Source organism: Shinella sp. JR1-6 (genome assembly GCF_004284735.1).
GTDB lineage: Bacteria > Pseudomonadota > Alphaproteobacteria > Rhizobiales > Rhizobiaceae > Shinella.
The window spans coordinates 1-24,665 of record NZ_SHMI01000030.1; the positions used below are offsets into that span (position 1 = coordinate 1).

The 24,665-nt window shown below is 63.3% G+C and carries 21 protein-coding genes and 1 pseudogene; 11 read left to right on the forward strand and 11 right to left on the reverse strand.

All coding sequences use genetic code 11. The features are described from left to right. The first annotated feature begins 278 nt into the window (after positions 1 to 278). A complete protein-coding gene (tcuA, locus tag EXZ48_RS29325; protein WP_130520429.1) occupies positions 279 to 1,700 on the forward strand; it encodes an FAD-dependent tricarballylate dehydrogenase TcuA in 1,422 nt (473 codons plus the stop codon). Continuing rightward, positions 1,697 to 2,830 carry a tricarballylate utilization 4Fe-4S protein TcuB gene (gene tcuB, locus EXZ48_RS29330; RefSeq protein ID WP_130520431.1) on the forward strand — a complete coding sequence of 378 codons (1,134 nt, stop codon included), beginning with the start codon at positions 1,697 to 1,699 and terminating at the stop codon, positions 2,828 to 2,830. The genes tcuA and tcuB overlap by 4 nt, the downstream gene beginning before the upstream one ends. A 252-nt stretch (positions 2,831 to 3,082) precedes the next feature. Here tcuB and EXZ48_RS29335 read toward each other — a convergent pair whose 3' ends face one another. Together EXZ48_RS29335 and EXZ48_RS29340 are read right to left on the reverse strand one after the other, a co-directional pair. After that, positions 3,083 to 3,769, reverse strand: coding sequence for an SMC-Scp complex subunit ScpB (locus EXZ48_RS29335; RefSeq protein WP_023515563.1), 687 nt, complete (start codon positions 3,767 to 3,769; stop codon positions 3,083 to 3,085). A 2-nt stretch (positions 3,770 to 3,771) separates the two neighbouring features. Further along, a complete protein-coding gene (locus EXZ48_RS29340) occupies positions 3,772 to 4,725 on the reverse strand; it encodes a DUF1403 family protein (protein WP_130520433.1) in 954 nt (317 codons plus the stop codon). 277 nt (positions 4,726 to 5,002) lie between these two features. Between EXZ48_RS29340 and EXZ48_RS29345 the strand changes: the two genes are divergently transcribed. From EXZ48_RS29345 to EXZ48_RS29355, 3 genes are all read left to right on the forward strand, one after another. Further along, positions 5,003 to 6,763, forward strand: coding sequence for a penicillin-binding protein 2 (locus EXZ48_RS29345; protein WP_023515743.1), 1,761 nt, complete (start codon positions 5,003 to 5,005; stop codon positions 6,761 to 6,763). Positions 6,764 to 6,877: 114 nt separating this feature from the next. Then, positions 6,878 to 7,816 (forward strand): AraC family transcriptional regulator, encoded by a 939-nt coding sequence (locus EXZ48_RS29350; RefSeq protein ID WP_024269936.1) that lies wholly within the window; start codon positions 6,878 to 6,880, stop codon positions 7,814 to 7,816. A 197-nt stretch (positions 7,817 to 8,013) separates the two neighbouring features. After that, positions 8,014 to 9,585, forward strand: coding sequence for a calcium-binding protein (locus EXZ48_RS29355; RefSeq protein ID WP_165909464.1), 1,572 nt, complete (start codon positions 8,014 to 8,016; stop codon positions 9,583 to 9,585). Between the two features lie 113 nt (positions 9,586 to 9,698). Here the strand turns inward: EXZ48_RS29355 and EXZ48_RS29360 are convergent, their stop codons facing one another. Next, positions 9,699 to 10,637, reverse strand: coding sequence for a phytanoyl-CoA dioxygenase family protein (locus tag EXZ48_RS29360; protein ID WP_130520435.1), 939 nt, complete (start codon positions 10,635 to 10,637; stop codon positions 9,699 to 9,701). Between the two features lie 129 nt (positions 10,638 to 10,766). Here EXZ48_RS29360 and EXZ48_RS29365 point away from each other — a divergent pair, with 129 nt between their 5' ends. Then, the gene (locus EXZ48_RS29365) at positions 10,767 to 11,621 is read left to right on the forward strand and encodes an AraC family transcriptional regulator (protein WP_023515186.1); all 855 of its coding nucleotides are present in this window, start codon (positions 10,767 to 10,769) and stop codon (positions 11,619 to 11,621) included. Positions 11,622 to 11,717: 96 nt separating this feature from the next. Here the strand turns inward: EXZ48_RS29365 and EXZ48_RS29370 are convergent, their stop codons facing one another. Both EXZ48_RS29370 and EXZ48_RS29375 read right to left on the reverse strand, forming a co-directional pair. Next, on the reverse strand, positions 11,718 to 11,909 hold the full coding sequence (locus tag EXZ48_RS29370) for a DUF3008 family protein (RefSeq protein ID WP_023515187.1): 192 nt from the start codon (positions 11,907 to 11,909) through the stop codon (positions 11,718 to 11,720). A gap of 88 nt (positions 11,910 to 11,997) precedes the next feature. Continuing rightward, the gene (locus EXZ48_RS29375; protein WP_130520437.1) at positions 11,998 to 15,723 is read right to left on the reverse strand and encodes a PAS domain-containing protein; all 3,726 of its coding nucleotides are present in this window, start codon (positions 15,721 to 15,723) and stop codon (positions 11,998 to 12,000) included. Between the two features lie 290 nt (positions 15,724 to 16,013). Between EXZ48_RS29375 and EXZ48_RS29380 the strand changes: the two genes are divergently transcribed. The 4 genes from EXZ48_RS29380 to EXZ48_RS29395 all read left to right on the forward strand — a co-directional run bounded on the left by EXZ48_RS29380 (position 16,014) and on the right by EXZ48_RS29395 (position 17,562). Continuing rightward, positions 16,014 to 16,220, forward strand: a complete 207-nt coding sequence (locus EXZ48_RS29380) for a hypothetical protein (RefSeq protein WP_023515189.1) — start codon at positions 16,014 to 16,016, stop codon at positions 16,218 to 16,220. Between the two features lie 13 nt (positions 16,221 to 16,233). Beyond that, positions 16,234 to 16,626: a CBS domain-containing protein gene (locus EXZ48_RS29385; RefSeq protein ID WP_023515190.1), complete on the forward strand. Its 393-nt coding sequence runs from the start codon at positions 16,234 to 16,236 to the stop codon at positions 16,624 to 16,626. A gap of 2 nt (positions 16,627 to 16,628) precedes the next feature. Next, positions 16,629 to 16,889, forward strand: a complete 261-nt coding sequence (locus tag EXZ48_RS29390; RefSeq protein ID WP_088016523.1) for a DUF982 domain-containing protein — start codon at positions 16,629 to 16,631, stop codon at positions 16,887 to 16,889. Between the two features lie 301 nt (positions 16,890 to 17,190). After that, the gene (locus EXZ48_RS29395; protein ID WP_023515192.1) at positions 17,191 to 17,562 is read left to right on the forward strand and encodes a CBS domain-containing protein; all 372 of its coding nucleotides are present in this window, start codon (positions 17,191 to 17,193) and stop codon (positions 17,560 to 17,562) included. 268 nt (positions 17,563 to 17,830) lie between these two features. On the opposite strand, the gene EXZ48_RS29400 is transcribed toward EXZ48_RS29395, so the two are convergent. The 6 genes from EXZ48_RS29400 to EXZ48_RS29425 form a co-directional block, all read right to left on the reverse strand. After that, entirely contained in the window at positions 17,831 to 18,679 is an 849-nt protein-coding gene (locus tag EXZ48_RS29400) for a sugar phosphate isomerase/epimerase (RefSeq protein ID WP_023514287.1), read from the reverse strand. Beyond that, complete coding sequence (locus EXZ48_RS29405; protein ID WP_130520439.1) at positions 18,679 to 19,884, reverse strand: NAD(P)/FAD-dependent oxidoreductase; 1,206 nt, start codon at positions 19,882 to 19,884, stop codon at positions 18,679 to 18,681. Before EXZ48_RS29405 ends, EXZ48_RS29400 begins: the two co-directional genes overlap by 1 nt. A 49-nt stretch (positions 19,885 to 19,933) precedes the next feature. Beyond that, the gene (locus EXZ48_RS29410; protein ID WP_023514289.1) at positions 19,934 to 20,878 is read right to left on the reverse strand and encodes a substrate-binding domain-containing protein; all 945 of its coding nucleotides are present in this window, start codon (positions 20,876 to 20,878) and stop codon (positions 19,934 to 19,936) included. Positions 20,879 to 20,954: 76 nt separating this feature from the next. After that, positions 20,955 to 21,266, reverse strand: a complete 312-nt coding sequence (locus EXZ48_RS29415) for a MocE family 2Fe-2S type ferredoxin (protein ID WP_023514290.1) — start codon at positions 21,264 to 21,266, stop codon at positions 20,955 to 20,957. Further along, on the reverse strand, positions 21,263 to 22,297 hold the full coding sequence (locus EXZ48_RS29420) for a sterol desaturase family protein (protein WP_130520441.1): 1,035 nt from the start codon (positions 22,295 to 22,297) through the stop codon (positions 21,263 to 21,265). Before EXZ48_RS29420 ends, EXZ48_RS29415 begins: the two co-directional genes overlap by 4 nt. Positions 22,298 to 22,468: 171 nt before the next feature. Then, complete coding sequence (locus EXZ48_RS29425) at positions 22,469 to 23,470, reverse strand: LacI family DNA-binding transcriptional regulator (RefSeq protein ID WP_130520443.1); 1,002 nt, start codon at positions 23,468 to 23,470, stop codon at positions 22,469 to 22,471. Between the two features lie 476 nt (positions 23,471 to 23,946). Here EXZ48_RS29425 and EXZ48_RS29430 point away from each other — a divergent pair. After that, positions 23,947 to 24,624 (forward strand): annotated as a pseudogene (locus EXZ48_RS29430) (IS30 family transposase); the annotation flags it as partial. Between the last annotated feature and the right edge of the window lie 41 nt (positions 24,625 to 24,665).

Sequence of the window (24,665 nt, forward strand, 5' to 3'; positions counted from 1 at the left end):
ATCACTCCCGCGTTCGGCGCTGATCATCAAATTCACGCCGACCGCTGGCGTGATAAGCGCCTTATAGATAATTTCCTATTCCTTCGCCACACCGATGTATCCATTTGCATACTGCCCTTCGGCGAATGGGGGCTTCTCCAATTGCGAGGCCCTGTTTTCATTTCCGATTTACCATTCGATGCAGCGCGAACGTCGCGCCCTTCCGGCACATGCTTGACTGTATACAAATGTGTGCAGTATGAATGGCGCAAGTGCAGCAAAAGCGGAACGGCTCCAGCATGCTTGACGGCTCGACAGACTATGACGTGCTCATCGCAGGTGGCGGCAATGCCGCGCTCTGTGCGGCGATCAGCGCCCGGCGTGCCGGCGCGCGCGTGCTCGTCGTCGAAGGCGCGCCGCATTTCTACAGGGGCGGCAATACGCGCCACACGCGCAACATGCGCTGCGCGCACGATGCGGCGACCGAAACACTCTCCGGCCCCTATACCGAGGAGGAGTTCTTCGAGGATCTTCTGCGGGTGACCGGCGGACGGACGGACGAGGTCCTGGCGCGCATGATGATCGCCGAATCCAAGGAGATGCTGACCTGGATCGTCGAGCAGGGCGTGCGTTTCCAGCCTTCCCTTGGCGGCACGCTCAGCCTCGGGCGCACCAATTCCTTCTTCCTCGGTGGTGGACGGGCGATGCTCAATGCGCTTTACCGCACGGCCGAAGGCCTCGGTGTCGAGGTCGTCTATGACACTGAGGTCGTGGACCTTTCGATCGAAGGCATGCACTTTCGTTCCGCCACCGTGCGACATGCGGGCAAGGACGTCGTCCTCCGCGCGAAAACCTTCATCGCGGCCAGCGGGGGGTTCGAGGCGAATATCGACTGGCTGAAGGAAGGTTGGGGCGAGATTGCCGAAAACTTCCTGATCCGGGGTACGCCCTACAATCGCGGCACCGTGCTGCGGATGCTCATCGACAGGGGCGTGATGCAGATCGGCGACCCCACCCAGTGCCATGCCGTCGCGATCGATGCGCGCGCCCCGAAATTCGACGGTGGTATCATCACGCGCCTCGACTGCGTCGTCTTCGGCATTGTCGTCAACAGGCATGCCGAACGCTTCTACGATGAAGGCGAGGACGTCTGGCCGAAACGCTATGCCATATGGGGGCGGCTCGTTGCCGCCCAGCCGGACCAGATCGCCTACATCGTCTTCGACGCGCCCTCGCTCGAACTCTTCATGCCGTCGCTCTTTCCGCCGGTAAAGGCTGATACGATCGGCGGGCTTGCGGAGAGGCTGGGTCTGGAGCCGGAGGCGCTGGAGCGCACGGTTGCCGGTTTCAATGCCGCCGTCCGGCCGGGTACTTTCGATCACACGACCCTCGACAACTGTCGGACCGAGGGCATCGAGCCGGCCAAGACCCACTGGGCACGGCGCATCGAGACGGCGCCTTTCTATGCCTATCCGGTCCGGCCGGGTATCACCTTCACCTATCTCGGCGTCAAGGTTGACCGGGCGGCGCGCATGGCGATGGGGGATGGGCAGCCTGCCGCCAACATGTTCGCCGCCGGAGAGATCATGGCCGGCAACGTGCTTGGCCAGGGTTATGCCGCCGGCATCGGCATGACGATCGGCAGCGTTTTCGGCCGTATTGCCGGCCGGGAGGCTGCCCGTCTCGTTTCGTCCGCCAGCCAGTCCCCGGAGGCCGCATGAACATCCATACCCAGCTCAAGCCGGCCCATGCGACGGCCAGCCTTGCCGAGGCGGACCGTCTGATGACGGTTTGCAATTCCTGCCGGTACTGCGAGGGGCTTTGCGCCGTCTTCCCGGCCATGGAGATGCGGCGTGCCTTTTCGGACGGCGATCTCAACTATCTTGCCAATCTCTGTCACAGCTGCGGCGCCTGCTTCCACGATTGCCAGTTCTCGCCGCCGCACGAATTCGATGTGAACGTGCCGAAGACGCTGGCGATCGTGCGCAACGATTCCTACCGGGCTTATGCCTGGCCGCGAGCCCTTTCCGGCCTTTTTCATCGCAACGGGCTGGCGATCAGCCTGATTGCGGCGCTAAGCGTGGCGCTCTTCATTGCTGGCTTTGCCGCCTGGCACGATCCTGCCGTGCTCTTCGGCGTGCATACCGGCCCCGGTGCCTTCTACAAGCTGATGCCGCACAATGCGATGGCGCTGCTTTTCGGCGCTGCCTTCGCCTATGCCATGGTGGCGATGGCAATGGGCATCCGCAATTTCTGGAAGGATATCGGCGAGCCCGCCGGCACGCTCAGGGAGTCCGCCTCGATCTGGCAGGCGGTCCGCGATGCCGGAAGCTTGCGCTACCTCGACGGTGCCGGCGTCGGCTGCATGAACGAGGACGACAGGCCGACTGATCGGCGGCGCCTCTATCACCACATGACGTTCTACGGCTTCCTTCTGTGTTTTGCTGCAACCTCGACGGCGACGCTCTACCACTACCTTCTCGGTCTCGAAGCCCCCTACCCGGTGTATGATCTCCCCGTCGTGCTCGGCACACTCGGCGGTATCGGGTTGCTCGTCGGGCCGGTTGGCCTGCTCCATGCAAAATGGCGCCGCGATCCCGTCCTCAAGGACGGTTCGCGCACCGGCATGGACGTCGCCTTCCTCGTCATGCTGTTCCTGACGAGCCTGACCGGTCTTCTGTTGCTTGTCCTGCGCGCCACCCCGGCCATGGGCCTGCTGCTCGCCCTGCATCTCGGCGTCGTCTTCAGCCTGTTCGTCACCATGCCCTATGGCAAGTTCGTGCACGGCATCTACCGGTTCCTGGCGCTGGTGCGCTATGCCAAGGAGAAGCGGCAGCTCGATGGGGCATGAGGATCACGGGGCTGGAGGCGGGGCATTGCCGAAGAAGTCGCCGAGAGCGCCCCAGACATCGTCACCATCGAGCATGGCGGACGCGCGCGTAGGCGTCGTCGCCGGCAGCATCTCTCGCCCATGCCATGCAGTCGACGAACTTCGCCCTTCGTTCATCCACGCCAAGCGAGTCTTCGGCGGCGCCCCGCGCATGCAGGCGGGTCGCGGTAGACCCCGCCGCGCCGCCACCGGTGCCTCGCCCTTCCGGCCTGATCACCCCTCCCCGTCGTCCGCCGCGGCGGGAAGAGTTTCGTCCAGCATTTCCTTGCGGCTGAGCAATCCGGCGTCTTCGAGGGCCTCGATATCCGGCAAGTCGCGCAGCGTTTCCATGCCGAAGGCCGAGAGGAATTGTTTGGTCGTCACATAGGTGTAGGGGGCGCCCGGCGTCGGGCTGCGCGGGCCGGAACCGATGAAACCTATGTTGCGCAGGGCGCCGATCGTGTCGCGGCTGACCTCCTTGCCGAAGATCTTCGACAGCTCGCCTCGTGTGACCGGCTGGAAGTATCCCACGGCCATCAGCACCATCGCCTCGAATTCTGACAGCAATGATCCGCCGCCGCGCGTGGGTGTGGAGGATGCACGGATCGCATCGGTATAGCGCAGGCGGGTCCGGTGCTGCCAGCCGCCGGCAACGGCGACGATCTCGTAGGGCCGCCCGTGCAAATCTTCCTTGAGGTCGTCGATCAGAAGATCGATGCTGCAATCCTTACCAACGATGCGGGCCAGGGTCTCACGGGTTACCGGTTCGGCCGAAGCGAAGATGACGGCCTCGATGCGCAGCATCCATTCCCGCCAGCGCAGGTCCGGCGGCAGATCCTCTAGTTCGCGATCGAAGAGGATTTCCTTCTCCGTCTTCGCCTTGCCGGCGCGCGGTGCCCTGGGAGCGGTCGATCCGGTCATCGTCACAACCCGAAGATCCTGAAGGAGGTGCGGCCGGACAGTTCGCGCACGGCGCCGAACCCTTGCAACCGCTCGAACAGCCGGGTGCTGGCCCAGCGGGAGAGGTTGGTGCCGCGCGCGGAGGCCGAGATGGCATCCTCGTCGAGCAGTTTGCGGATAACGGCGCCCGCGCCCTTGGTCCGCACCTTCGGTGCGGCGGCAAGAAGCTGCTCGGCACGGCGCGCGACTTCGTTGGCCGACCTTAGTGCTGCACCGGCACCTTCGACCAGCGCGAGGCAGACGGCGCGCTCGAAGCCTGGTTCGCCGGGGCGCACCCGTCCCCTCCCCGCGATCGTCCGGAAGGCGGGGCCGTGGCGCTCGGCCATCAGCAGCGGTACGGGGTGCTGCCATTTGAGTTTTTCCGCGATCATCGCATCGCCGAGCGCCCAGGCGAGGGCTTCGGCATCCGGCCGTTCGGCATGGATGGCGGCCACGAGTTCGGCTGCGGCGAAGGGCGCAGGGCGGCCCGACTGCAGGACCGCTTCGGCGTGATCGACGGCTGCCTCGAGCCGCGTGTCCCAGGCGAGGCCGAAGAGATCGGCCATCTCGGCGACGAATTTCGACGAGATGGCACCCTTGCGGCTTGCGAGCTTGCCGAAGGCGAGGAAGAGCTTTCCGGCGGGCCCCGGATCATCGCCAGGCGCCGTCAGGAGCGCGGCATCGCGCAGGGCCGCCTCGTCCTCTCCCCTGCCCGCCAGCCGGACGGCAGCGACGGCGCAGGCAAGCGCCTGGCGCGCGCGCCAGCAGCCGATCCACACGGGTTCGCTGCGAACGAGGTCGTCCAGGGTTTTCAGGGCTGTGCCGGCGGCAAAGGCGGCGTCGAGGTCATCCGGCGTCCGGCTGCGCGGCAGGGTCCAGCCGGGCAGGTGCGTGGGCGGCAGGACGACGGGAGCAGGCGGGCGGGTGCGCGAATCCATGTCGGCGAGTTTACATGGCGCGTGCGGTTTGTGCTGCTTTTTCCAGCGGACTCGCACAGCTTTTCGATTTCCCGTAATGCCCTCCTGCCCGGGGAACCCTAAAGGATCGTTAAGCAGGTCAATACGACTTTAAATGTATATTAATGCAAATTTAATCGTGCACCGGTGATCACCTACTCTTTCCTTGGTTTTCCGGCTTTCTGCATGCAGGCTCCCTCCAGTCAGCGCGCAGGGATCCGCCCTTCGTTTGCGGCGACAGGGCCTGGATTGCTGTGGAATGATCTCGTTCGTCATTCGGTTGAAGAGCCGAGCACATTTCGTCCTCGACCGGGACGGGCACGCCAACGGCGAGGCCTTCGTCGGCACCAATATGCGTCGCCGCAAGCAGGCCCGGCAGCGTGTAGCGATCATGATCGCGATCTTTTCGGCGGTCTATCTGGTGATCGGCGGCCGTCTCCTGCAGTACGGCCTGTCCGAGCCCGTCGTTTCCGCATCGATCGGCGGCAATGTGAATGCGGTCGCCTCGCGCCCCAACATCGTCGACCGCAATGGTGAACTGCTGGCGACCGACCTACACATGGTCTCGCTCTACGCCGATCCCCGCCGCATCGTCGATGCCGATGAGGTGGTCGAAAAACTCGCCCTCGTCATTCCCAATCTCGACTGGGGCGATGTTCACAGGAAGCTGCGCTCCTCCACGGCGTTCCAATGGCTGCGGCGGCAGCTGACGCCCAAGCAGCAGGCGGATATTCTGGCGCTCGGGATTCCGGGGATCGGCTTTCGGCCGGAAAAACGACGGTTCTATCCGGGGGGCGCCACCGCCTCCCATATTGTCGGCCACGTCAATGTCGATAATCAGGGTCTTGCCGGCATGGAGCGTTATCTCGACCAGCAGGGGCTGGCGGACTTGAGAGCTGCCGGGCTGACCGACAATGCACGCCTTGCGCCGGTCCGGCTGTCGATCGACCTTCGCGTCCAGAACATCGTGCGCGATGTCGTTGCCAAGGCGATGACCGACTATCAGGCGGAAGCGGCAGGCGCCGTCATCCTTGACGTGGAGACCGGCGAGGTGCTGGCCATGGCCTCGGTGCCGGACTATGATCCGAATGCGCCGTCCCGCACCCTGGCGGACGGAAGCATCGACAAGGAATATGAGAAGGGCTGGTTCAACCGGATCAGCAATGCGACCTTCGAGATGGGCTCGACCTTCAAGAGCTTCACCCTGGCGATGGGGCTCGATGCAGACAAGATCACACTGAACTCCGTTGTCGACGCCTCCCGCCCGATCCGCATGGGTGGCTTCACCATCCGCGATTTCAGGGGCAAGAACCGTCCCCTCTCCATCCCGGAGGTGTTCCAGTACTCCTCCAACATCGGCACGGCCGCGGTGGCGGACATGGTCGGCATCGAGGGCCACCAGCAGTTCCTCACCCGGCTTGGCCTGCTGTCGAAGCTTGCAACGGAAATGCCGGGTGTCGCGACACCGACCCAGCCGCGGACGTGGAAGAAGATCAACTCCGTCACGATCTCTTTTGGTCACGGTATTGCCACCACGCCCCTGCAGACCGCCGTCGCGGCGGCGGCGCTCATGAATGGCGGCTTCCTTATCCCTCCGACCTTCCTGCCACGTACGAAGGAGGAGGCGCAGGCGCTCGCAACGCGCGTCCTGAAGGACAAGACGAGCGCCGACATGCGCTTCCTCTATGATTGGAACGGGCAGCGGGGGTCGGGCAGGAACGCGCAGGTCGAGGGCTTCCATGTCGGCGGCAAGACCGGGACGGCCGACAAGGTCATCAACGGGCGTTATGCCAAGAATATCAATTTTAATGCCTTCGTTGCCGCCTTCCCGATGGACAAGCCGCGCTACATCGTCCTTTCCATCATCGATGCACCCAAGACGGGCGAGCGCGGCGGGCGGACCGCGGCGTCCACCGCGGCCCCGATGATCAAGGCCATTATCCAGCGTGTCGCACCGCTCCTCGGCGTCCAGCCGCGCTTCGGTACACCCGAGGCGGAGATGCGATTGATCGACTACTAGGCTTCCATTCGGTCGAAGCGCGAATAGACGCGCAAACCAGCACGTCTTGATCCTGTGGCCTTCAGCGACATATCTGCTCTGCGGGTCGTACGATCAACGATTGCCGGGGGCCAGATGTCCGTCGTCCAGTTTTCCACGCGAGAGACCGCCGAGTGCCTGCGCAAGGAACTGGTCGAAGCCGTCTATAACGGCCATGTCCGCACCACGATCGATTTTCTTGGCGACGTGCCCGTGGATATCGACATGCGGCTGCGCGGGGTTGGCGGCGTGCATATTGCCGGCGCCAACACGACACCTGTCACACTGGTTACCCCCTCGGACGAGGAGGACCTGCTCTATCTCAGCATTGCCGGCGGCAATGGTGTGCACGATGCCCGCGGCGAGGACCTCTTCATCCGGCCGGGTGACGTCAACGTGATGCGGCGCGACCGCAAGACGGTGACAACGGTTGCCGAGAAGAGCTCCTGCCTCAGCATCGCCATTCCGCGTGCGCTGATCATCGATCGTATCGCATCCTCCGACAACCTGTTGAAGACCTGGTCGCTGCGCGATCCAACAGCCCATTTGTTGCACAGCTATGCCATTTCGCTGCTCGCCAGCGACGCCGAAATTGGCGAAGGCGACCAGACGGTCTTTGCCGCCCATATCGTCGACTTAGCCGTTCTGATGTTTGGCGCAAAGCGCGACGCGGCCCACCAGGCGCGCGGGAACGGCGCGCGTGCGGCACGCCGCCAGGCGCTCAAGGTCGATATCGCGACGCATCTCAGCGATCCACGCCTCTCCCTCGAATGGCTCGCCAAGCGCCACGGCATCAGCGTGCCCTATGTGCGTGCGCTGTTCTACGAGGAGGGGACCAGCTTTACGGATCATGTGACCGCCGAGCGGCTCGACCATGTGCACGGGCTTCTGCGCGATCCCGGCCTGAAAGACCACACGATCGCCACCATTGCCCTGATGGCGGGCTTTGGCGATATTTCCTGGTTCAACCAGCTCTTCCGCCGCCGCTTCCAGGCAACGCCGTCCGATATTCGCCAGCACTTCCTGTCGAACTGACGCGCCGCAGTATCTCAAAACCCTGGCTCCCTCCCCAAGCCACCACGGCCGGCCGCGGTGTAGGCTTGTCATCCTGTCGGCGTTCGGCTCACCGGGCAGCGATGGGAAAGTCGGCGTCTTGTTGCAGCAAAACCGATGGTGCGCTGCCGCGAGCGCCGGAACCGGCGGTACAAGCCGCCATGGCAAACGAGGGCGACATGGCACGCGATCCAAACGGCAGCAACAACGGCACGGATGGCAACGACATCCTCTGGGGCAAGGCCCTGGTGCTGAGTGACGGCACCTATGACAACTACAGCGACTTCGCTTCCGACGCGTTGCGTGGCTTCGGCGGCGACGACCTAATCTTGGGCGATATCTACAACGACGGCGATGACCATACCGAAGGCGATACCGCCTATGGCGGCGACGGCAACGACGTCATCTACGGCGACTGCGGCGCCGATGAGCCGAACTGGGAGACGAGCCAGAATGGTGCGAGCGACGTGCTCTACGGCGATGCCGGCGACGATCGCATCTATGGACAGGCCGGCAATGACAGGATGGAGGGCGGCACGGGCAACGATCTCCTGGTCGGCGGCAGCGGCGGGGATGCCCTGCGGGGCGGCGACGGCAACGACGTGCTCTGGGCCGGCCTTCAGAACGACCTGACATACGAGACGACTCGTAACACGCTGTTTGGCGACGGCGGCAATGACAAGCTTTACGGCAGCGCCGGCGCGGATGAGATGGATGGCGGCGACGGCCGCGACATCCTCAACTGCGCGGCGGGCGACGACGATGTCGCCGGCGGCAATGGCTCGGATGTCATCTATGGCGGCGATGGCAACGACTACATCGCAGGCGGTGGTTATTACGCGACCGAGACGGGCGATGGGGCCGACGTGCTCTATGGCGGCAACGGAAACGACAACATCTTTGGTCATTCCGGCAATGACAGGCTCTTTGGCGGGGCCGGCGAGGATGTGCTGAACGGCGGAACGGGCAGCGACATATACGATGGCGGTGCGGGTGCCGATATCTACCGCTGCGCCAGCGGCGGCAACGATACCTACATCTTCGGGGCCGGAGACAAGTTCGAGTGGGACTATGCGGACGATGGGGTCGATCTCGTTCTCTCCTCCATTTCCCACACGCTTGGTCGCTACCATGAAAAGCTGACGCTGACCGGCACGGCCGCCTTGATGGGGGTCGGCAACGGTTCTGCCAATGTCATCATCGGCAACGGTGCCGCAAACACGTTACGTGGCCTCGGCGGTGCTGACGTCATCAGTGGCGGTGGTGGCAACGACCGCATAGAAGGCGGTGCCGGCAACGATGGGCTCAGTGGCGGTGCGAACCATGATGTCCTGTTCGGCGGCGCGGGGGCCGACCGCCTCAACGGCGGCGTTGGCAATGACAGGCTCAATGGCGGCGCGGGCAAGGACATCCTGACCGGCGGAACCGGAAACGACACCTTCATTTTCGTGCACAAGCCGACGGCCGCCAATCGTGACGTGATCACCGATTTCAACCGGGCGGCCGATACGATCGGCCTCGAGAAGGATATCTTCGACGACCTCGGTCAGCTCGGCAGGCTCGGTTCGGCGCTGTTCAAGACGATCGGTGTTGGTAATGCCGCCGTCGACGCCAGCGACCGGGTGATCTACGACAACAAGAGCGGCGCTCTCTACTATGACTTCGACGGTTCCGGCAGTGCGGCACGCCAGCAGATTGCCACGCTGGACTCCGGCCTGCGGCTGACATTCGCGGATATTCTGGTTCTCTAGGAGCTGTCGATGTTCCGGGGCGGGCCGGAAAGCCGATCCGTTCCGCGCCCTGCTTCAAGCACGGCAATTGCCACTTCCCTGGCCGCAACATTCCCGTTGCGGCCAGGCACCCGTTACCACCGGGTAAGGCCGAGGAGCTTTTCACCGAGTGGCGTCAATGTCGCAGTCTCCGCATTGTGCTTCTCCCATTCGCGCGGGTCGCCGGGGAAGGCGTCACGTTTCGGGTGGTCGCGGTCCTGCCACAGGCGGATACGCTCCTGCCGTTCGGCCGCGTTGTCGAATTCCGCCGGATGCATGGAGATATACTGCGCCATGCGCACCCGGGTGTCCGAATGGTTCGGCCGTACCCCGTGGGCAAGCAGCGAGTTGAAGATCATCATGTCGCCTGGATCCATCTCGATATTGACGACGCCGAGCCCGGCCATGTCGGGATGCATGGGATCGCGATCTTCCGGTTGCGTCTTCACCCATTCCTCAAAATGATCGAAGAGCCAGGGCACGCACTGGAAGCCGCCGACGTCGCCGTCCTGCTTTTGCAGACTGAGCACGCCCTGCACGCCGATCGGCAGCGGGCGGATCGAGGTGTCCACGTCCCAGTGGATGAAGCCGTTAGGATTACCCTTGATCTTCTTCGGCGGGTTGAGATTGGCCCGGTCGATGGTGACCCACAGGTCTTCCCGGTCCCAGATATCGACGAAAGCGTCGTAGACGCGGGGTTCCATGCGGTTGTCCCACAGATGCTGGTGATTGTAGATTTCCAGCATGCCGGTGTTGTTGAGCTCCTTCATCTTGTGTTCGCGTCGCTGCGGTGCGTACCAGGTGGACGGGTCTGCGGGGTTCTTTTCATCGAACCGCCAGAGAAGGTCGACGAGCCGCTCCACATTGGCCGCCGGCACTGCCTGGCGAATGATGACGTAGCCCTTCCTTGTCCAGTGTTCCCAGTCCGCCTTCGACAGGACGCGCAGCGGTAGCGCCTTGTCGATCTCTTTGAGCTGCGTTGTGGCTGCGCTTGTCGGGTGGCTGTCGCGTTTGTCTGCGGTGGCCGGATGCATCTTGTTCTCCCGTGGTTGCCGTCCCGGATGTCGGGTTTGGAAGGAGAGTATGCTTTTCTGGGCTGACGTGTTGTCGGTAGCTGGCCGGTTCTGATACTATTCCGGCGTTTCAGGCAATGTAGACGCTTCATGCGGCCCTATCTCGAACATCGCGTACCTAGCCCGGATTCGTCCTGGCACAGGCTCAACCGGCGTCTCGACGAGACCATCCCGTTCGAATGGCACCATCATCCCGAGTTCGAACTGACGCTGACGCTCAACTCCCGCGGCCAGCGTTTCGTAGGCAACCATGTGGCGGCCTATGACCACGGTGACCTTGTTCTGATTGGCCCGAATCTGCCGCATACCTGGGCATCGCGTGAAAAGCTCGATGCCACGCAGCCGCATATCGCCCTCGTCTTCTGGTTCAGCAGGGAGTGGATCGAAGGGCTGGCCGGCGGTTCGGTGGAGTTTGCGCCGATCCGGCGGCTGATCGACGAGGCGGCGACCGGTCTTGCCTTTGGCAATGCGCTCGGTGGGGCGCTCGCCGTTGATTTCGAAACGATCTTCACACAGGCGCCGGCGGAGCGGTTGATCGGCTTGCTGCAGATCCTGGTACGGCTGGCGGGTGCGGAAGGCCGCCAACCCCTTTCCTCCGTCGTCCCGCAGGAAATGGAGGGTGACAGATCCCGGCTGGACCGGGTGCTCATGCATCTTCACCAGCATTATCACGAGCCCTTGCTCATGGCGCAGCTGGCCGACATCGCGGCACTCAGCGAGAGCGGCCTGCACCGGCTGTTCAGGAAGCACACTCAATCGACCGTCTCGGACTATCTGGCGGGATTGCGGATCGGCGAGGCGTGTGCCCGGCTATCGGCAACGCGCCAGCCCATCCAGCATATCGCAGCCGATGTCGGTTATGGCTCGCTTGCCAATTTCAACCGCCAGTTCCTGCGCCTTCGCGGCATGACCCCGCGGGCCTACCGCGCCTCGTTTCAACGGTGACGGAAAGGTCTCCCCACCTCGCTTCCCATTTGATCGCCTCGGAACGGTGCAGCGGCGATCTTGCCCGGTGCCATCGTTGCTGCTGATCTCGGCGCATCACGCGGGTTTGGAGACGTGTTCGGGCTTGCCCTTGCGCTTCGTCGACGCCAGCTCCTTCAATGCGCTCTCGGACATGGATTTCTCCATGCTGCGCGAGGCGCCTTTCAGCTCGCTTTTCTTGATGTCGCCGCGCTTGGCTGCAAGCGCGGCTCCGGCGGCCTTCTGCTGTGCTTTCGATTTTGCAGGCATGGAATGGTCTCCTTGCTAGGAATGTTTCCGCCAAACCCGAAAAGGTCTTCCAATGTTCCCGCGGCGCCCGGGCACCAGGCAAAGCGTCTCAGCCAACCGCTGCCGCGAGGGCGGCGGCGATCTCGCGGCCGTCATAGGGCTTCAGCAGCAGGATGGCCGCGCGATCGCCGGGAATGGCAGGCAGGTGGTCGTGGCCGGTGGCGAAGACGACACCGATCCCTTCGTTTACCGTTCGGGCATGGACGGCAAGCTCGGCACCTGACATGGCGGGCAGGCCGATGTCCGTGAGGAGGACGTCGAAGCGCCTCTCCTTCAGCAACGGCAATGCCTGTTCCGCCGTTGCCGCTTCCACCACCTCATGGCCGAGTTCCTGTACGAGATCGACGGCATTGAGCCGGATCAGGAAGTCATCCTCCACCAGCAGGATCGTCAGCCGCCTGGCTTCCGTCACTTCGGCTCCCGTGCCGTCTTCCGGCGTCCCTGCTTGTGGCGACAAGTGCTGACGGCCCGCAAGGCTGGCACGGATTTTCCGGGCCAGAGCCTCCCGACTGTAGGGTTTGGAGAGGAGGTCGACACCAGCATCGAGCCGGCCCTCATGCACGATCGAGTTTTCCGTGTAGCCGGAGGTGAAGAGCACGGCGAGGTTCGGCAGGCGCTCACGCGCCTTGCGGGCAAGATCGGGGCTGCGCAAAGGCCCGGGCATGACGACATCGGTGAAAAGAAGGTCGATGGCAACGCCGCTTTCGATGACCGACAGGGCGCTGGCCGCATCGCGCGCCTTCAGCACCGAATAGCCGAGGTCGCCCAGCATCTCGACGACGGTTGCGCGTACCTCGTCGTCGTCCTCTGCCACAAGGATGGTCTCCGTGCCGCCGGTGACCGGACCGAAGTCGACCTCGGCAAGTCGGTCCTCCTCTTCCAGTGAGCGCGGCAGGTAGATGCGTACCGTCGTACCCTCCCCCGGCTCGCTGTAGATCTTCACATGCCCGCCCGATTGCTTGACGAAGCCATAGACCATGGACAGGCCGAGGCCACTGCCTTTGCCGGCGGGCTTGGTGGAAAAGAAGGGTTCGAAAACGCGCGCCAGCACGTCCGGCTGCATGCCCTCCCCCGTATCGGTGACGGCGATGAGGACATACTGGCCTGTCTTGATATCTGGATGGTGGCGGGCATAGGCATCGTCGATATGCGCGTTGCCGACCTCGATTGTCAGTTTCCCCATGCCGTTCATGGCATCGCGGGCATTGATCGCCAGGTTGAGGATGGCGTTCTCGATTTGTGAGGGGTCGATGAACGTGTTCCACAAACCGCCGGAGCGGATGGTCTCGATCTCGATCGCCTCACCGATCGTGCGATGCAGAAGATCCTCCAGGGCCATGACGAAGCGGCCGATATTGATGACCTTCGGCTCGAGGGCCTGGCGACGACCGAAGGCCAGCAACTGGTTGGCGAGCTTGGAGCCGCGGCTGACGCCGGCAATGGCATTGGCGACGCGCTGCTCGGCACGGCCATTGCCCGCCACGTCCTTGCCGAGCAGCTGGAGGTTGCCGGAGATGACCTGCAGGAGATTGTTGAAGTCGTGGGCGACGCCGCCCGTCAGCTGGCCGATCGATTCCATCTTCTGGGCCTGGCGAAGCTGATCTTCAGCCTCCACGAGCGCCTGGGCCTGCTCCCGTTGCGCGGTGACATCCCGGCCGTAGGCGAAGGTCAGCCCCTCTTCTGCAAAAATGCGCCAGGAAATCCAGCGCACCGAGCCGTCGAAATGGCGGAAGCGCATGTCGAGGTCCGGAGCGCCGGAGCGCCTGTTGGTGGTGGGGAAGGTTGCGGCGTCCTCCGGCCAGACGAAGCTGCCGAGGCGTCGGCCGATACTTTCACGCGCGGGAAAGCCGAGGACCACCGACCATGCGGGATTGACCGAGCGGATCGTGCCGTCTTCGCCGGTTACGACAAGGAGGTCGCGTGCATTGCGCCAAAGGCGGTTGACCTCGGCGGTGCGTTCGCTGACCTGTCGTTCGAGCGAGTTCGCGAGCTGCTCCAGCTTCTGTTCGACCCGCCTTCGTTCGACGGCGATGCGCGTACGCGCCGCGACGTCGCGCACGAAATCGAGCTCGCTTTCCGACCATTGGCGTACCTCAGCATGATTGAGGTAGAGCAATGCGACGAGGCCGGAGGCCTCCGTCACCGGCATGTTGATGAAGGCCCGTGCCTTGATCGCCTTCAAGGCGTCGGCGGTCACCTTCGTGCGGGGGTCCTGTTCGGCGTCCGCCACCACGACGGTCTCGCCGCGCTTCAGATCGTCGATATAGGTGCCGTACTCCCGGAAATTGAGCACGCCGGCGATGGTCTCGACGCCGGGGGCATTCCAGTCGCGCTCGATGGTGATCGTCTCAGCGACGAGGTCGATGGTGCCATAACCGGCGCGGCTGACATTGTGCGCCTTGGCCAGTGTCTCGGCGGCGGCGAAGGCGATGTCGGCCGGATCGGTGAGCTGGCTGAAGCGATCGGTCAGCTCGATCAGGGCGTTGCGGCGAATTTGCTCTGCTCGCTCCTCGGTAATGTCGACATTGACGCCGATCATGCCGAGGAACTCACCGCCGGCGCCGAAGCGCGGCTGGGCCTGTGTATGCAACAACCGGTAGCACCCGAGCTTGCGGCGATAGCGCGCCTCGGCTGTGAAAGGTACCTGCCGGCGCATGGCGTCTTGCATCGTCGCGGCCAAAGCCTGCCGGTCGTCGGGATGTACGGTGCCGGCCCAGTCGAAGCTTGAGACGTCCTCGGGGGCGACGCCCCAAAAGGCGCGTTTAGCCGCATTCAGGTAAAGGCATCTGCTGTTCTGGTCGCCCATCCAGAGCATGACGGGCGCGGTATCGGCTGCCAGGCGAAACCGTGCTTCACTTTCCCGCAGCGCCTCTTCGGCCGCCCGCTGTTCGGTCACGTCATGCCCCTGCACGAAGACGCCGGTCGCCTTGCCGTCGTCGCCGAAGACAGGCTGATAGATGAAATCGAGATAGCGCTCCGCCGGCGCCTCGTCATGCCGGCGTCGCAGGAGGACGCGCGCGCCCTTGCCGACATAAGGCCGGCGGGTTGACAGCACGCGGTCGAGCAGATCGACAAAACCCTGTTCGACAACCTCTGGTAATGCCTCGCGGATCGGTTTTCCCAGAATGTCCCGGTGATCGACCAGCTGGAGATAGGCGTTGTTGGCGATCTCGAAGACATGATCCGGTCCGGTGAGCGTTGCCACGAAGCCCGGCGCCTGTTCGAACATCTGGCGCAGCCGCTCTCCTTCCGTCTTCGATCGTTCCTCGGCCTTCACCTTGGCGGTCGTCTCGACCACGATGGCGATGACGCCGGCCGGGCGGCCATCTTCGCCGAGCACCGGAGAGTAGTCGAGGTTCATCCAGACCTGTTCCGGCTCACCCCGGTGCCGGTAGAGCGTCAGTTCCTGGTCCTTGTAGGCGAGCGTTCCGCCGGCAAGGCCGACCTTCATGATATTGTCGTTGAAGTCGGCGACTTCGGGCCATCCCTCGCGCACCTTGCTGCCAAAAATGGCCGGATGCCGGCCGCCGGCAAAGATGGAATAGGCGTCGTTGTAGATCATGATGCCGTCTTCGCCCCAGAGCAGGACGATGGGGACCGGTGAACGCAGCAGTAGGCCCGCTGCCGTCTTGAGGCTCTGCGGCCAGGCATCCAGACAGCCAACCGGCGTGCGGGACCAATCGAAAGCGGCAATCAGCAGGGCGGCATCCCCGCCCCCGCTCAGGAACGGATAGCGGCTGTCCACCGCTCCGTCCGGACCTTCACCCAAACCCATCCATCACCTCTTTCACGCGTCCCACGGCCGGTCACGCCCGTGAAAGGCGCTTTCCCGGAAAAAGCAGGCCCCGTCCTGTTTCGATCAGTTCCGTCCATGCAAGGAGGATGGAGCCGCGACAGGAGATAGGGCGCTACCCCGCTGCGTCAAATGACGGATTTGGGGCATTCGGCGTGCCGGCTCGATGCAAACGGGAGCGTGCGGACGGCAAGGCCGTTGCGGTTTTTGGGGAACCAAGCCGGAGTGCGTGCGTTTATCCAAAAGATGAAGCCCGTTCGCAGGAGTTCGATGTGCGCCAGAAAAAGAAGCCGCTTGCCCGCAAACCAGCCGTCGCCACCGATGCCGAGCTTCGGAACGCCCGCAAGCGCCGCAATTCCTGGGAGCCGCAGGTAATCGTGCCGCAGCAGGTCGATCTGCCGCTCAGCCGGCAGGAACACGAAGAGGTGGTCGTGCCCACGGCGCCAAATGGCCGCAGCCTTGTCAACGGGCGGTTCTGAAAGGGCGCGGGACATGCTTGTGAAGGACGTGATGTCCGCCCAGATGGTGACCGTGTCGCCCAATGATACTGCCCAGTCGGCCGCACGGCTGATGCTTGAGGCCGAGGTCGGCGCCCTGCCGGTCGAGGTGCCCGGCGTCGGCGCCATTGTTGGCATCATCACGGACCGCGACATCGTGATCTCGGTCCTCGGGCGGGGGCATTCGACGTCCATGGCGATTGCGGAATTCATGACCGTGTCGCCTGAAGTGTGCGACGAGAGCGATGACACTGCCACGGTGGCGCTCCGCATGCGCGGGCTGGGCGTGCGCCGTCTCGTGGTGGTAAACGGGGGGCGGCGGGTCGTCGGCATCGTCAGCCTTGTCGACATTCCTACCGAGGGCCCCGCAGCGGAGGAATCGCAATGACGATCTTTGCGACCGACCGGTTGTGGGATGAGGCTGTCGTGCTCGAGGGCGATTTGCAGGTGCTTCGCGTGCAAAGCACACGGGACGCCCTCCTTTGCCTGAAGAACCACTGGCCGATTGAAGACGGGCCTGCAGGGCTGATGGCCAGAAACGTCTGCGAGCAGGGACTGGCGAGTGACGACGATCCGGGCTTTGCGCGCCGCGCGTTTATCGAGGCGGCGAAGGAGGCCGGCTTCAGGGTGAATTCGTGGACGGCGGCATAGGTTGTCTGCGACGAGGCCCCCAGGCACCCATGCGCATTGGACGAGGCGATGACCGACGGCTCCTTTGAGCTGATACAGCCAACGGCAACGGAACGGTCTTCAGGCAGGTCGGCCACCGTCGATGGCGACGCGCAGGCCATGCTGGGAGCCGATACGGGAACCAAGGTCTGGATCGTCTGTTCCTGGCGCAGCGCTGGTGGGATCCGGTTCGCCGTCCCTGCTTCAGGGGCTTTTTTATCGCATTTTCCGACGTTGACGTGGTCGGAGATGCACCAGTCAAAGCGCACAGCAAGAGGTCCTCATGCCTATCGGTGACATCATGACCCGCAATGTCCATCTTGTCCGGCCCGAGGAGACCCTGCAATACGCTGCAAGCCTGATGGCGGAATGGGACATTGCCTTCCTGCCGGTGGTCGATGCCAACGGTCTCGTCGGCACACTTACGGATCGCGATATTATCCTGCGGGCTGTGGCGCCGGGGCTCGACGCGGAAACGACGAAGGTCGGCGATGTCATGACGACCAACATCACCTATTGCTTCGACGACGAAGCACCGGAAAGTGTGCTGGTCAATATGCAATCGCTGCACCTGCGCCGTCTCGCCGTGCTCGACCGGCAGAACCGGCTGACCGGTGTCGTTTCGCAATCGGATTTCAAGCGCCGCCGGCCCTGACGGCGGCGTGCCTTCGGCCAGCGAGGCGATGTCTCCATCCCGATCCATTCGGCATCAGCCGCGCCTCCATGCCGCATGCGTCAGGATCACGGTTGGTGGCTCGACGGAGGGTTACGGCGTTAACGATTCAAAGAACGGCTGGCAGTTGCTCTGTTGACGGAAAGCCCCCCTCCCTCCTCTGTTGTTGGCTGCAGGTACTCGCTAATTTGGGAGGCAACGGGTTCTTGCTGGGCAGGATCTGTGTCTCATCATGCACATTAAGTGCCTGTTAACCATCCCGATCAGGCAGGGCACTGGCAGCCCAGAGGTCGAGTGCCATCCTGCGGAGCTCAAGCGCTTCCGCCCACCGGTCCGTCGTGTCGTTGCCGTCCCGGCCGGTGATCGCGTAGGGCTTGGGGCCGAGCTCGCAAGTGAAGACCAGCGTGGCGTCCACGGCTGCGCGGGAGCGCCAGTCGCAGAAGCCATAGCTCCACCACTGGCGGAAGAGATCGACCCAGGGACGATGGTGCGGAAAGGAAAGTTCGATCTGCACCTGCTCGCGCGAGGCGATGCGGCCGTGGAAAGCCTGGGCGTTCTTGAGGATGCTGTGGATCAGCGCGTGGTTTTCTTCCGAGACCGGGAAGGCGAATTCACGCCCGACCAGAAAATGCGAGAGGTCGGCGAGGAGCGGCAGGTCGGGCCGCCGGTCGAGGAGATCGAGCGTGAAGTAGAGATCCGTGGTCATCCGGTCTCGATGCGTCTCGATATAGACGGGAATGGCGGCCTCTTCGGCGAGCCGTATCCATCCATCGAGAAGCGGCAGACAGTCCTCGATCCGGCGCGGCCGGATATCGGGTTGCAGGTTGATATGGCTGACCGGATACTCTGCGGCCAGCTCCAGCGCCAGGCGCAGATCATCGACGGTGCTCGGAAAGCAGACCCCTTCGATCCTCAGGCCGGTGCCGCGTAGTGTCTCGTTAAGGCGGGCGACATCCGCGCGGTTTGTATAGTGCGCACTGACACCGTCGAACCCTGCCTTTGCGATCATCGCGATGTTTTCCGCAAGGCTGCGTTCAACGCCATCCGTATGGCGGCGCTCCATGGCCCAGAGCGACTGGAAGACGAGCAGCGTCTGCATCAGGCGGCCCGGGCGCTCTTGAGAAGACCTTTGAGGTTCACGGCCGGATCGGCAAGCGCCGACCGGTCAGGTGTGATCCCGGCCGCAATCAGCATCTCCACCAGCTTGATGTCTCTTGCCACTCCGTTGCCGGTTCCGAGACCGGCCGCCGCCACGAGACGTCCGTCCTCAAGGTAGAATTCCAGTTCACCTTCCGCTATGGAGCGGAGAATGCTCTGGTGCCCGGATTGGGGCAGGCCTGTCACCTGCAGGCTGAGATCATACTGGTCGGACCAGAACCACTGTGGGGCGCAGAAGGCTTCGTGGGCGCCGGTCATGTTGCGGGCGGCCGTCTCGGCCTGGCTGCGTGCGTTGCGCCAGCTCTCGAACCGCGTGGTGCCGCCATCCGGCTGGGAGACGGCGGCGCAGTCGCCGGCGGCGAAGATATGCGGATCGCTCGTGCGCAGGAAGGCGTCGGTGACGATGCCATTCGCCGTTGCGAGCCCTGCCCTATCGGCAAGCGCGACGTCGGGCAGAACGCCGATGGCTGAAACCACGGTTTCAGCGGGAACGCGGGTACCATCGGCAAGCATGACGGCATCGGAGGTGATTTCGGTAAGCCCGAGGCCGAGATGAAAACGCACCCCCTCCCCCCGGTGCCGCGCATGCAGCCTTTCGGCGAAGCGTGGCGGAACGGCCCGCCCGAGCGGTCTGGGTGCGGCCTCGATGATGCTGACAGGAATACCCCTGCCCCGCAGCACCGCGGCAAGCTCCATGCCGATCAGTCCGCCGCCGATGATGACGACAGGTCCGCCAGTTTCTGCACGGGAAAAGAGGGTTGCGGCGTCGCCATAGGTGCGGAAATCGAGCGCGCGCTCGGCACCGGGGCATGCCAGCCGTCGTGCTCGTGCGCCGGTGGCGAGGAGCAGTTTGCCGTAGGGCAGTGCCCGGCCGTCGCTGAGGGCTATGGTGCGGCTGGCGGCGTCGATGCGGGTGGCGGTGCGGCCCGGGCGATAGGTAATGCCGGCCGCTTCCAGTGCCTCAGTCGTGCAGATCGCCTTCATCTGCACGGCTCCTTCCAGTGGTTTGGAGAGCGGAGGGCGCTCATAGGGCAGGTGTGGCTCCGCGCCAATCAGCGTGACGGCGCCGGAAAAACCGGCTTCACGGGTGGCGAAGGCGGCGCGGGTCCCGGCTTCGCCCGCCCCGATAATGACGATGTCGTCCATGCTGGTCTCCGTGGAAAGGGACCGGCGCGTGGCGCCGGTCGGGGGAGGATCAGTTCCGGCTGGCGTAGTCGGCCATGTTCTTCGGGGTGACAAGCTCGAAGGGCACCCAGACCTGCTTTTCGATCGCCTCGCCGCGCACCAGCGCCACCGCGGCATCCACCGCGCTTGCCGATTGGCCCTTGGCGTTCTGGAACACGGTCGCGTCGAGATCGCCTGCCGCCATGGCTGCGAGGCCGTCCTGCGTCGCGTCGATGCCGATGATGATGACGTCGTCCATGGAGACGCTTGCCGCCTTGAGAGCCTGAATCGCGCCGATCGCCATTTCGTCATTGTTGGCGAAGACCACGTCGATGGGCTGGCCAGCAGTGATCCAGTTGGTTGTCAGGTCCATGGCATTGGTGCGTGTCCAGGCGCCGGACTGTTCGTCGGCGATGGTGACACCCTTGCAGTCGCTCGCTGCCAGCGCATCCTTGAATGAGGACGTACGGTCGCGCGAGGCCTGGTGGGCAAGGTCGCCCATCAGGATGTAGACCTGTGCATCGCTTGCCTTGCCCTTCTCCTTCAGCAGCGAACAGGCGGCCTGTGCGCCAAGTTCGCCGGAATCCGTCTCCTTTGATCCGACATAGGCCTGCTTTTGCGGGAGCTTGGCGATGTTGTCCGGCTCGAGGTTGAGATAGACGAGCGGAATGCCGGCCTTCTCGGCAGCCTCGCTGATGCCCGGGGCGGCGGAGGTGTCCGTCAACGTCATGATGATCGCATCCACCCCGGCAGCGATGAAATTGTTCACCTGATTGAGCTGCTTGGAGATGTCGGTCTGGGCGTCTTCGACCTGGACATTGACGCCCTTGACCTCTGCGGCTCGCGCGCCAATCCCTTCGCGCAAGAGGGTCTGGAAATTGTTGTCGAAACTCTGCATCGAGACGCCGATCGTCTCCGCTGCGGCAGCACTTCCCATCAAGGCGGCCAGAATTGCCGCCAGGCACATGGATTTCATGGTATCCTCCCAGTTTGGGTGCCGGTCCACCCGCTCGCACTCCGGAGACCCGGCGGGCCTGCTTGTCGGCGCCGCCCTAGCCGAGGGCGACGCGAACCTCTCCGTCGATCACCTCGGCGGGATAGGTTTTCAGGTTCTCGCAGGCCGGCAGGCGCAGGGCCTCGCCGGTGCGATAGTCGAAAGCGCCGGAATGCTTGGGGCACTCCACCTCGAAATCCATCACCAATCCTTCGGCAAGATGGATCGCCTCGTGGGTGCACAGGCCGGCGGTGCAATAGACGCTGTCATCCGGCGCGCGGTAGATGGCGTAGGTGCGGCCGCCATGGTCGAAACGGACAGCGCCTTCCTGTTCGATGTCGGCGAGCTTGCAGGCGGGAACCCAGGTCATTCGGCAGCTCCTTGAACTTCGGTACGAGCCTTGCGGGCGGCGAGCTTTTCCTTGCGCTTGCGGTAGCGCTCCTGCATGCGGGCTTCGCCTTCCGTGGAGCCGTCGTGCCAGGTGCCGAACCACTTATCGAGCGGGATCAGGGCATCGCCGTAATTCACCTCGAAATACTTGTGGTGCAGGTAATGCGCATAGGCGTGGCTATCGACCAGCGTCTCTTCGCCCACTTCCACCTTGTCGAAGCCGACATGGCCGGGAATGGCGCCGAAGCCGGCATAGTGAAGCTGATAGAGCATCAGGATGGGGTTTGACGGCAGGACCAGGTGATAGAAGGCGGTGCCGAGATAGAGCAGGTGCTCGACCGGGTGCATCGACAGCGACGACCAAGGCGACGGGTTCACCGAATTGTGGTGGACCGAGTGCACCCATTTGTAGAGAAACGGAGTGTGGATGAGCCGGTGAATGCAGAAGAAGTGGAACTCGTGGATGATCGGCACGGCGAGGGCGACGAGTGCCAGTGTCCACGGGTTTTCGGCAAAGCTCAACCAGGGGGCGTAGCCATTGGCATAGGCCCAGAGCATGGCGACCTCGATCGCCGTCCAGATGGTGACGCCCGAAAGAAACGTGCGCAGGATGTTGTCGAGGTTCTGGCTCTCGAACCAGAAGGCCTTGTTCTTCTGATCGGCAGGGAATTTTCCGTTGTATTTGAAGCGGTTTTCCTGCCTCTTCAACACATAGAGATGCACCTCGAAGGCGCCGTAGAAGAGAAGGACACAGACCGCATTCACCGCGTAGAGCCAGGCGACCCAGCCGATGCCGAGGCTCTGCAGCGTTTCGATTGGCGGGATTATCCAGGCCCAATAGGCGATAGCGGAAGCCGCGAAGATGGCGTTCCACGGAAAGAAATAGTGCGGCAGCCACTTGAGGATCGCCAGGAGGCGAGGCGGAAAGACGAACAGCGGTGCGGTCTCGACCGGCTGGTTCGGTGCCCAGTCCCCACGCTTATTGCGCGTTCCGTATTTCAGATCGTCCATTGTGCTCTCCCTCGGACGTGCGAGCGGTTTCACACTCGCTGAATTTCCTTGTTGGAGGGGGCGCATGTCGCGCCGCTGGCCCTGTTGCGCCTTGCGCAACCGGCTCTCCTCCCGACCTGGAAATTATCAAGAGCGAGCCGGAATGCCGAACGGTTCCTTGATCAAATCAGATCAGAGGCCTTCGGCCGTGATGGTGATGAAGCGGATGGGGCTTGGGTCCGGTTCGACATCCGTCAGGCCGATGCGGCGGAGGACGAGGTCGAGCGCGCGCTGGGCCTGTGCTTCCGGCGCCTGGTCCAGCACCACATCCATGATGCCATCGCTGAGCGCCGCGCGGGTGTAATCAGTCAACTCGTGTCCGATGAACAGGATCTCCCTGCTCCGCGGATGGCGGCGCAGCACGCTGATCAGGGCGGAGTTGGCACCGCCGGCATTGTAGAGGCCGACGAGATCAGGATATTTCTCCAGCGCGATTGCGAGTGTCTCCGCGCTGAAATGCTCTTCGTCCCGTGTGAAACCCAGCCATTCGAAGGCGATGGGACCGGGATGGGCGGCGAAGTAACTGGAGAAACCGCGGATGCGATCGCGGTGTACCTGATAGATCGGATGACAAAGCGCGACGACAGGGCCTTTCGTGCGGGCCATGCGGGCGATGAACCAGGCGGCCGTCCGCCCGGCGGCCTCGTTGTCTATGCCGACGAAGGCCCCGGTCTTCTCCAGGGCACGGGTGACGACATGCACGATGGGCACGCCCTGGGCCGCCACGGCTTCCACTGCCGCCTTGATAAGCGGGCTGTTCGGGACGGCAAGGATCAGGCCAGCACGCGGCAAATCGGTCGAGCGGATGTGGCGGGCGATCTGCTCCGGGTTCATTTCCTCGGTAAAGCTGCGATGCACGACAACCAACGGATCCAGCGTGGCTGCGATGCGCTCGAATGCCTTGGAAAGGCGCCGGTAGAATGTCGTTTCGGGGCGGACCATCAGGACTTCGATGCGCAGCAAGCCGCGGTGCGCATCGGGCAGCGTGCGGGGATAGTTCAGGCTGCGGGCGGCTATCACCACCTTTTCGGCGAGCTCGGGGCGCACGCCGCCACGCCCGTTCAGCACCCGCTCCACGGTCGCTGTACCGACACCGGCAAGGCGGGCAATGTCCCTGTAGCTGGACTTGCTCATCGTATCGTGGGCTCCTTGAACCGATCCCTGCATGCCACGGAAGCGTACGCCCGCCGTCGACTACCGTATGACTGCACCACCAAATAGCTGTCTTCGACAAGATCCAGTCGCGATAAATCTGTCGATGAGGCATCCGGCAACAAGCCATGGGCGGGATGAGGGGCAGGATGCTGCGCGATTCGATGCTCTTGCGCTACGGATCGTCTGAGGGCCGTACTTCGAGAGCGCCACGAAGGATCGGGCGGCATGCGGTGGAGGCTTGCGGGAAGGTGGAAAAGTGGCGGTGTAGCAAGGAATTAGCCCTTTTGCACCAACCCACGGTGACCGGCTGGAAGGTTAGCAACCTTAAAAACCTCGCCCCCCCCAGAGAATCGCACATTATCCCGCTTACGTGATCATTGGCTGTCGTGGCTATTTAGCAATGCGACAGTCTTGCCTCTCGATGTGTTGGTCAACGCCCACGTTGGGAGCAAGGCTCGCGTGCCCGTCAATCCGTGATCGATCGGATCAAGCACGGCTGATCGCCGCAACAGATTGCCGGAAGGAGGCGTCTGGAGCTGCATCCAATCTCGGTCAGCCACGAAACGACCTACAAGTTCGAATGCTTAACCGACGGCCAGGCGATCAAGTTATGGCAACATGTGCCGGAGCATCGTGCCAGACATCGACCCCTTCACGCCAGACGCAAGCATGGTCAGAGGTTTGGCCCAGATCTCAATATTCTACGTCACCCGGATGTCGTGGCCGATCGCAAGCAGTTCGAGCATTGTGAAAGCGATCTTATCCAGTTTTGGAAGACGTTCGGAAAAGCCAATGTGATATCAATGGTCGAACCGGTCAGCCGGGTCGCGATTTTCCCGCGCAACAACGATCGGCAGTCCCGACCGGTCAAGAACAGCCTTGGGAAGGGACTACAAGCCCTGTCCCACCTCGCCCGCCGTTCCATCACCTTCGACGGTGGACCGGAGTTCACCGACTGGCCATACCTCCAGGTGAGCATCGGCAACCAGACGTGGTTCTGGGATCCGCAGTTGCCGTGGCAAAAGGAACTGCCGAAAACACCAACGGTCGCGTGCGGAAATGGCTTTCGAGAGGGAGCCGATCCTTTATCTGTCACCGGCGCAGACCTCATCGAGATCTGCAACCGGCTAAACATGCGGCACGGAGCTTAGGATGAGACGCTCCCGCAAGCCGC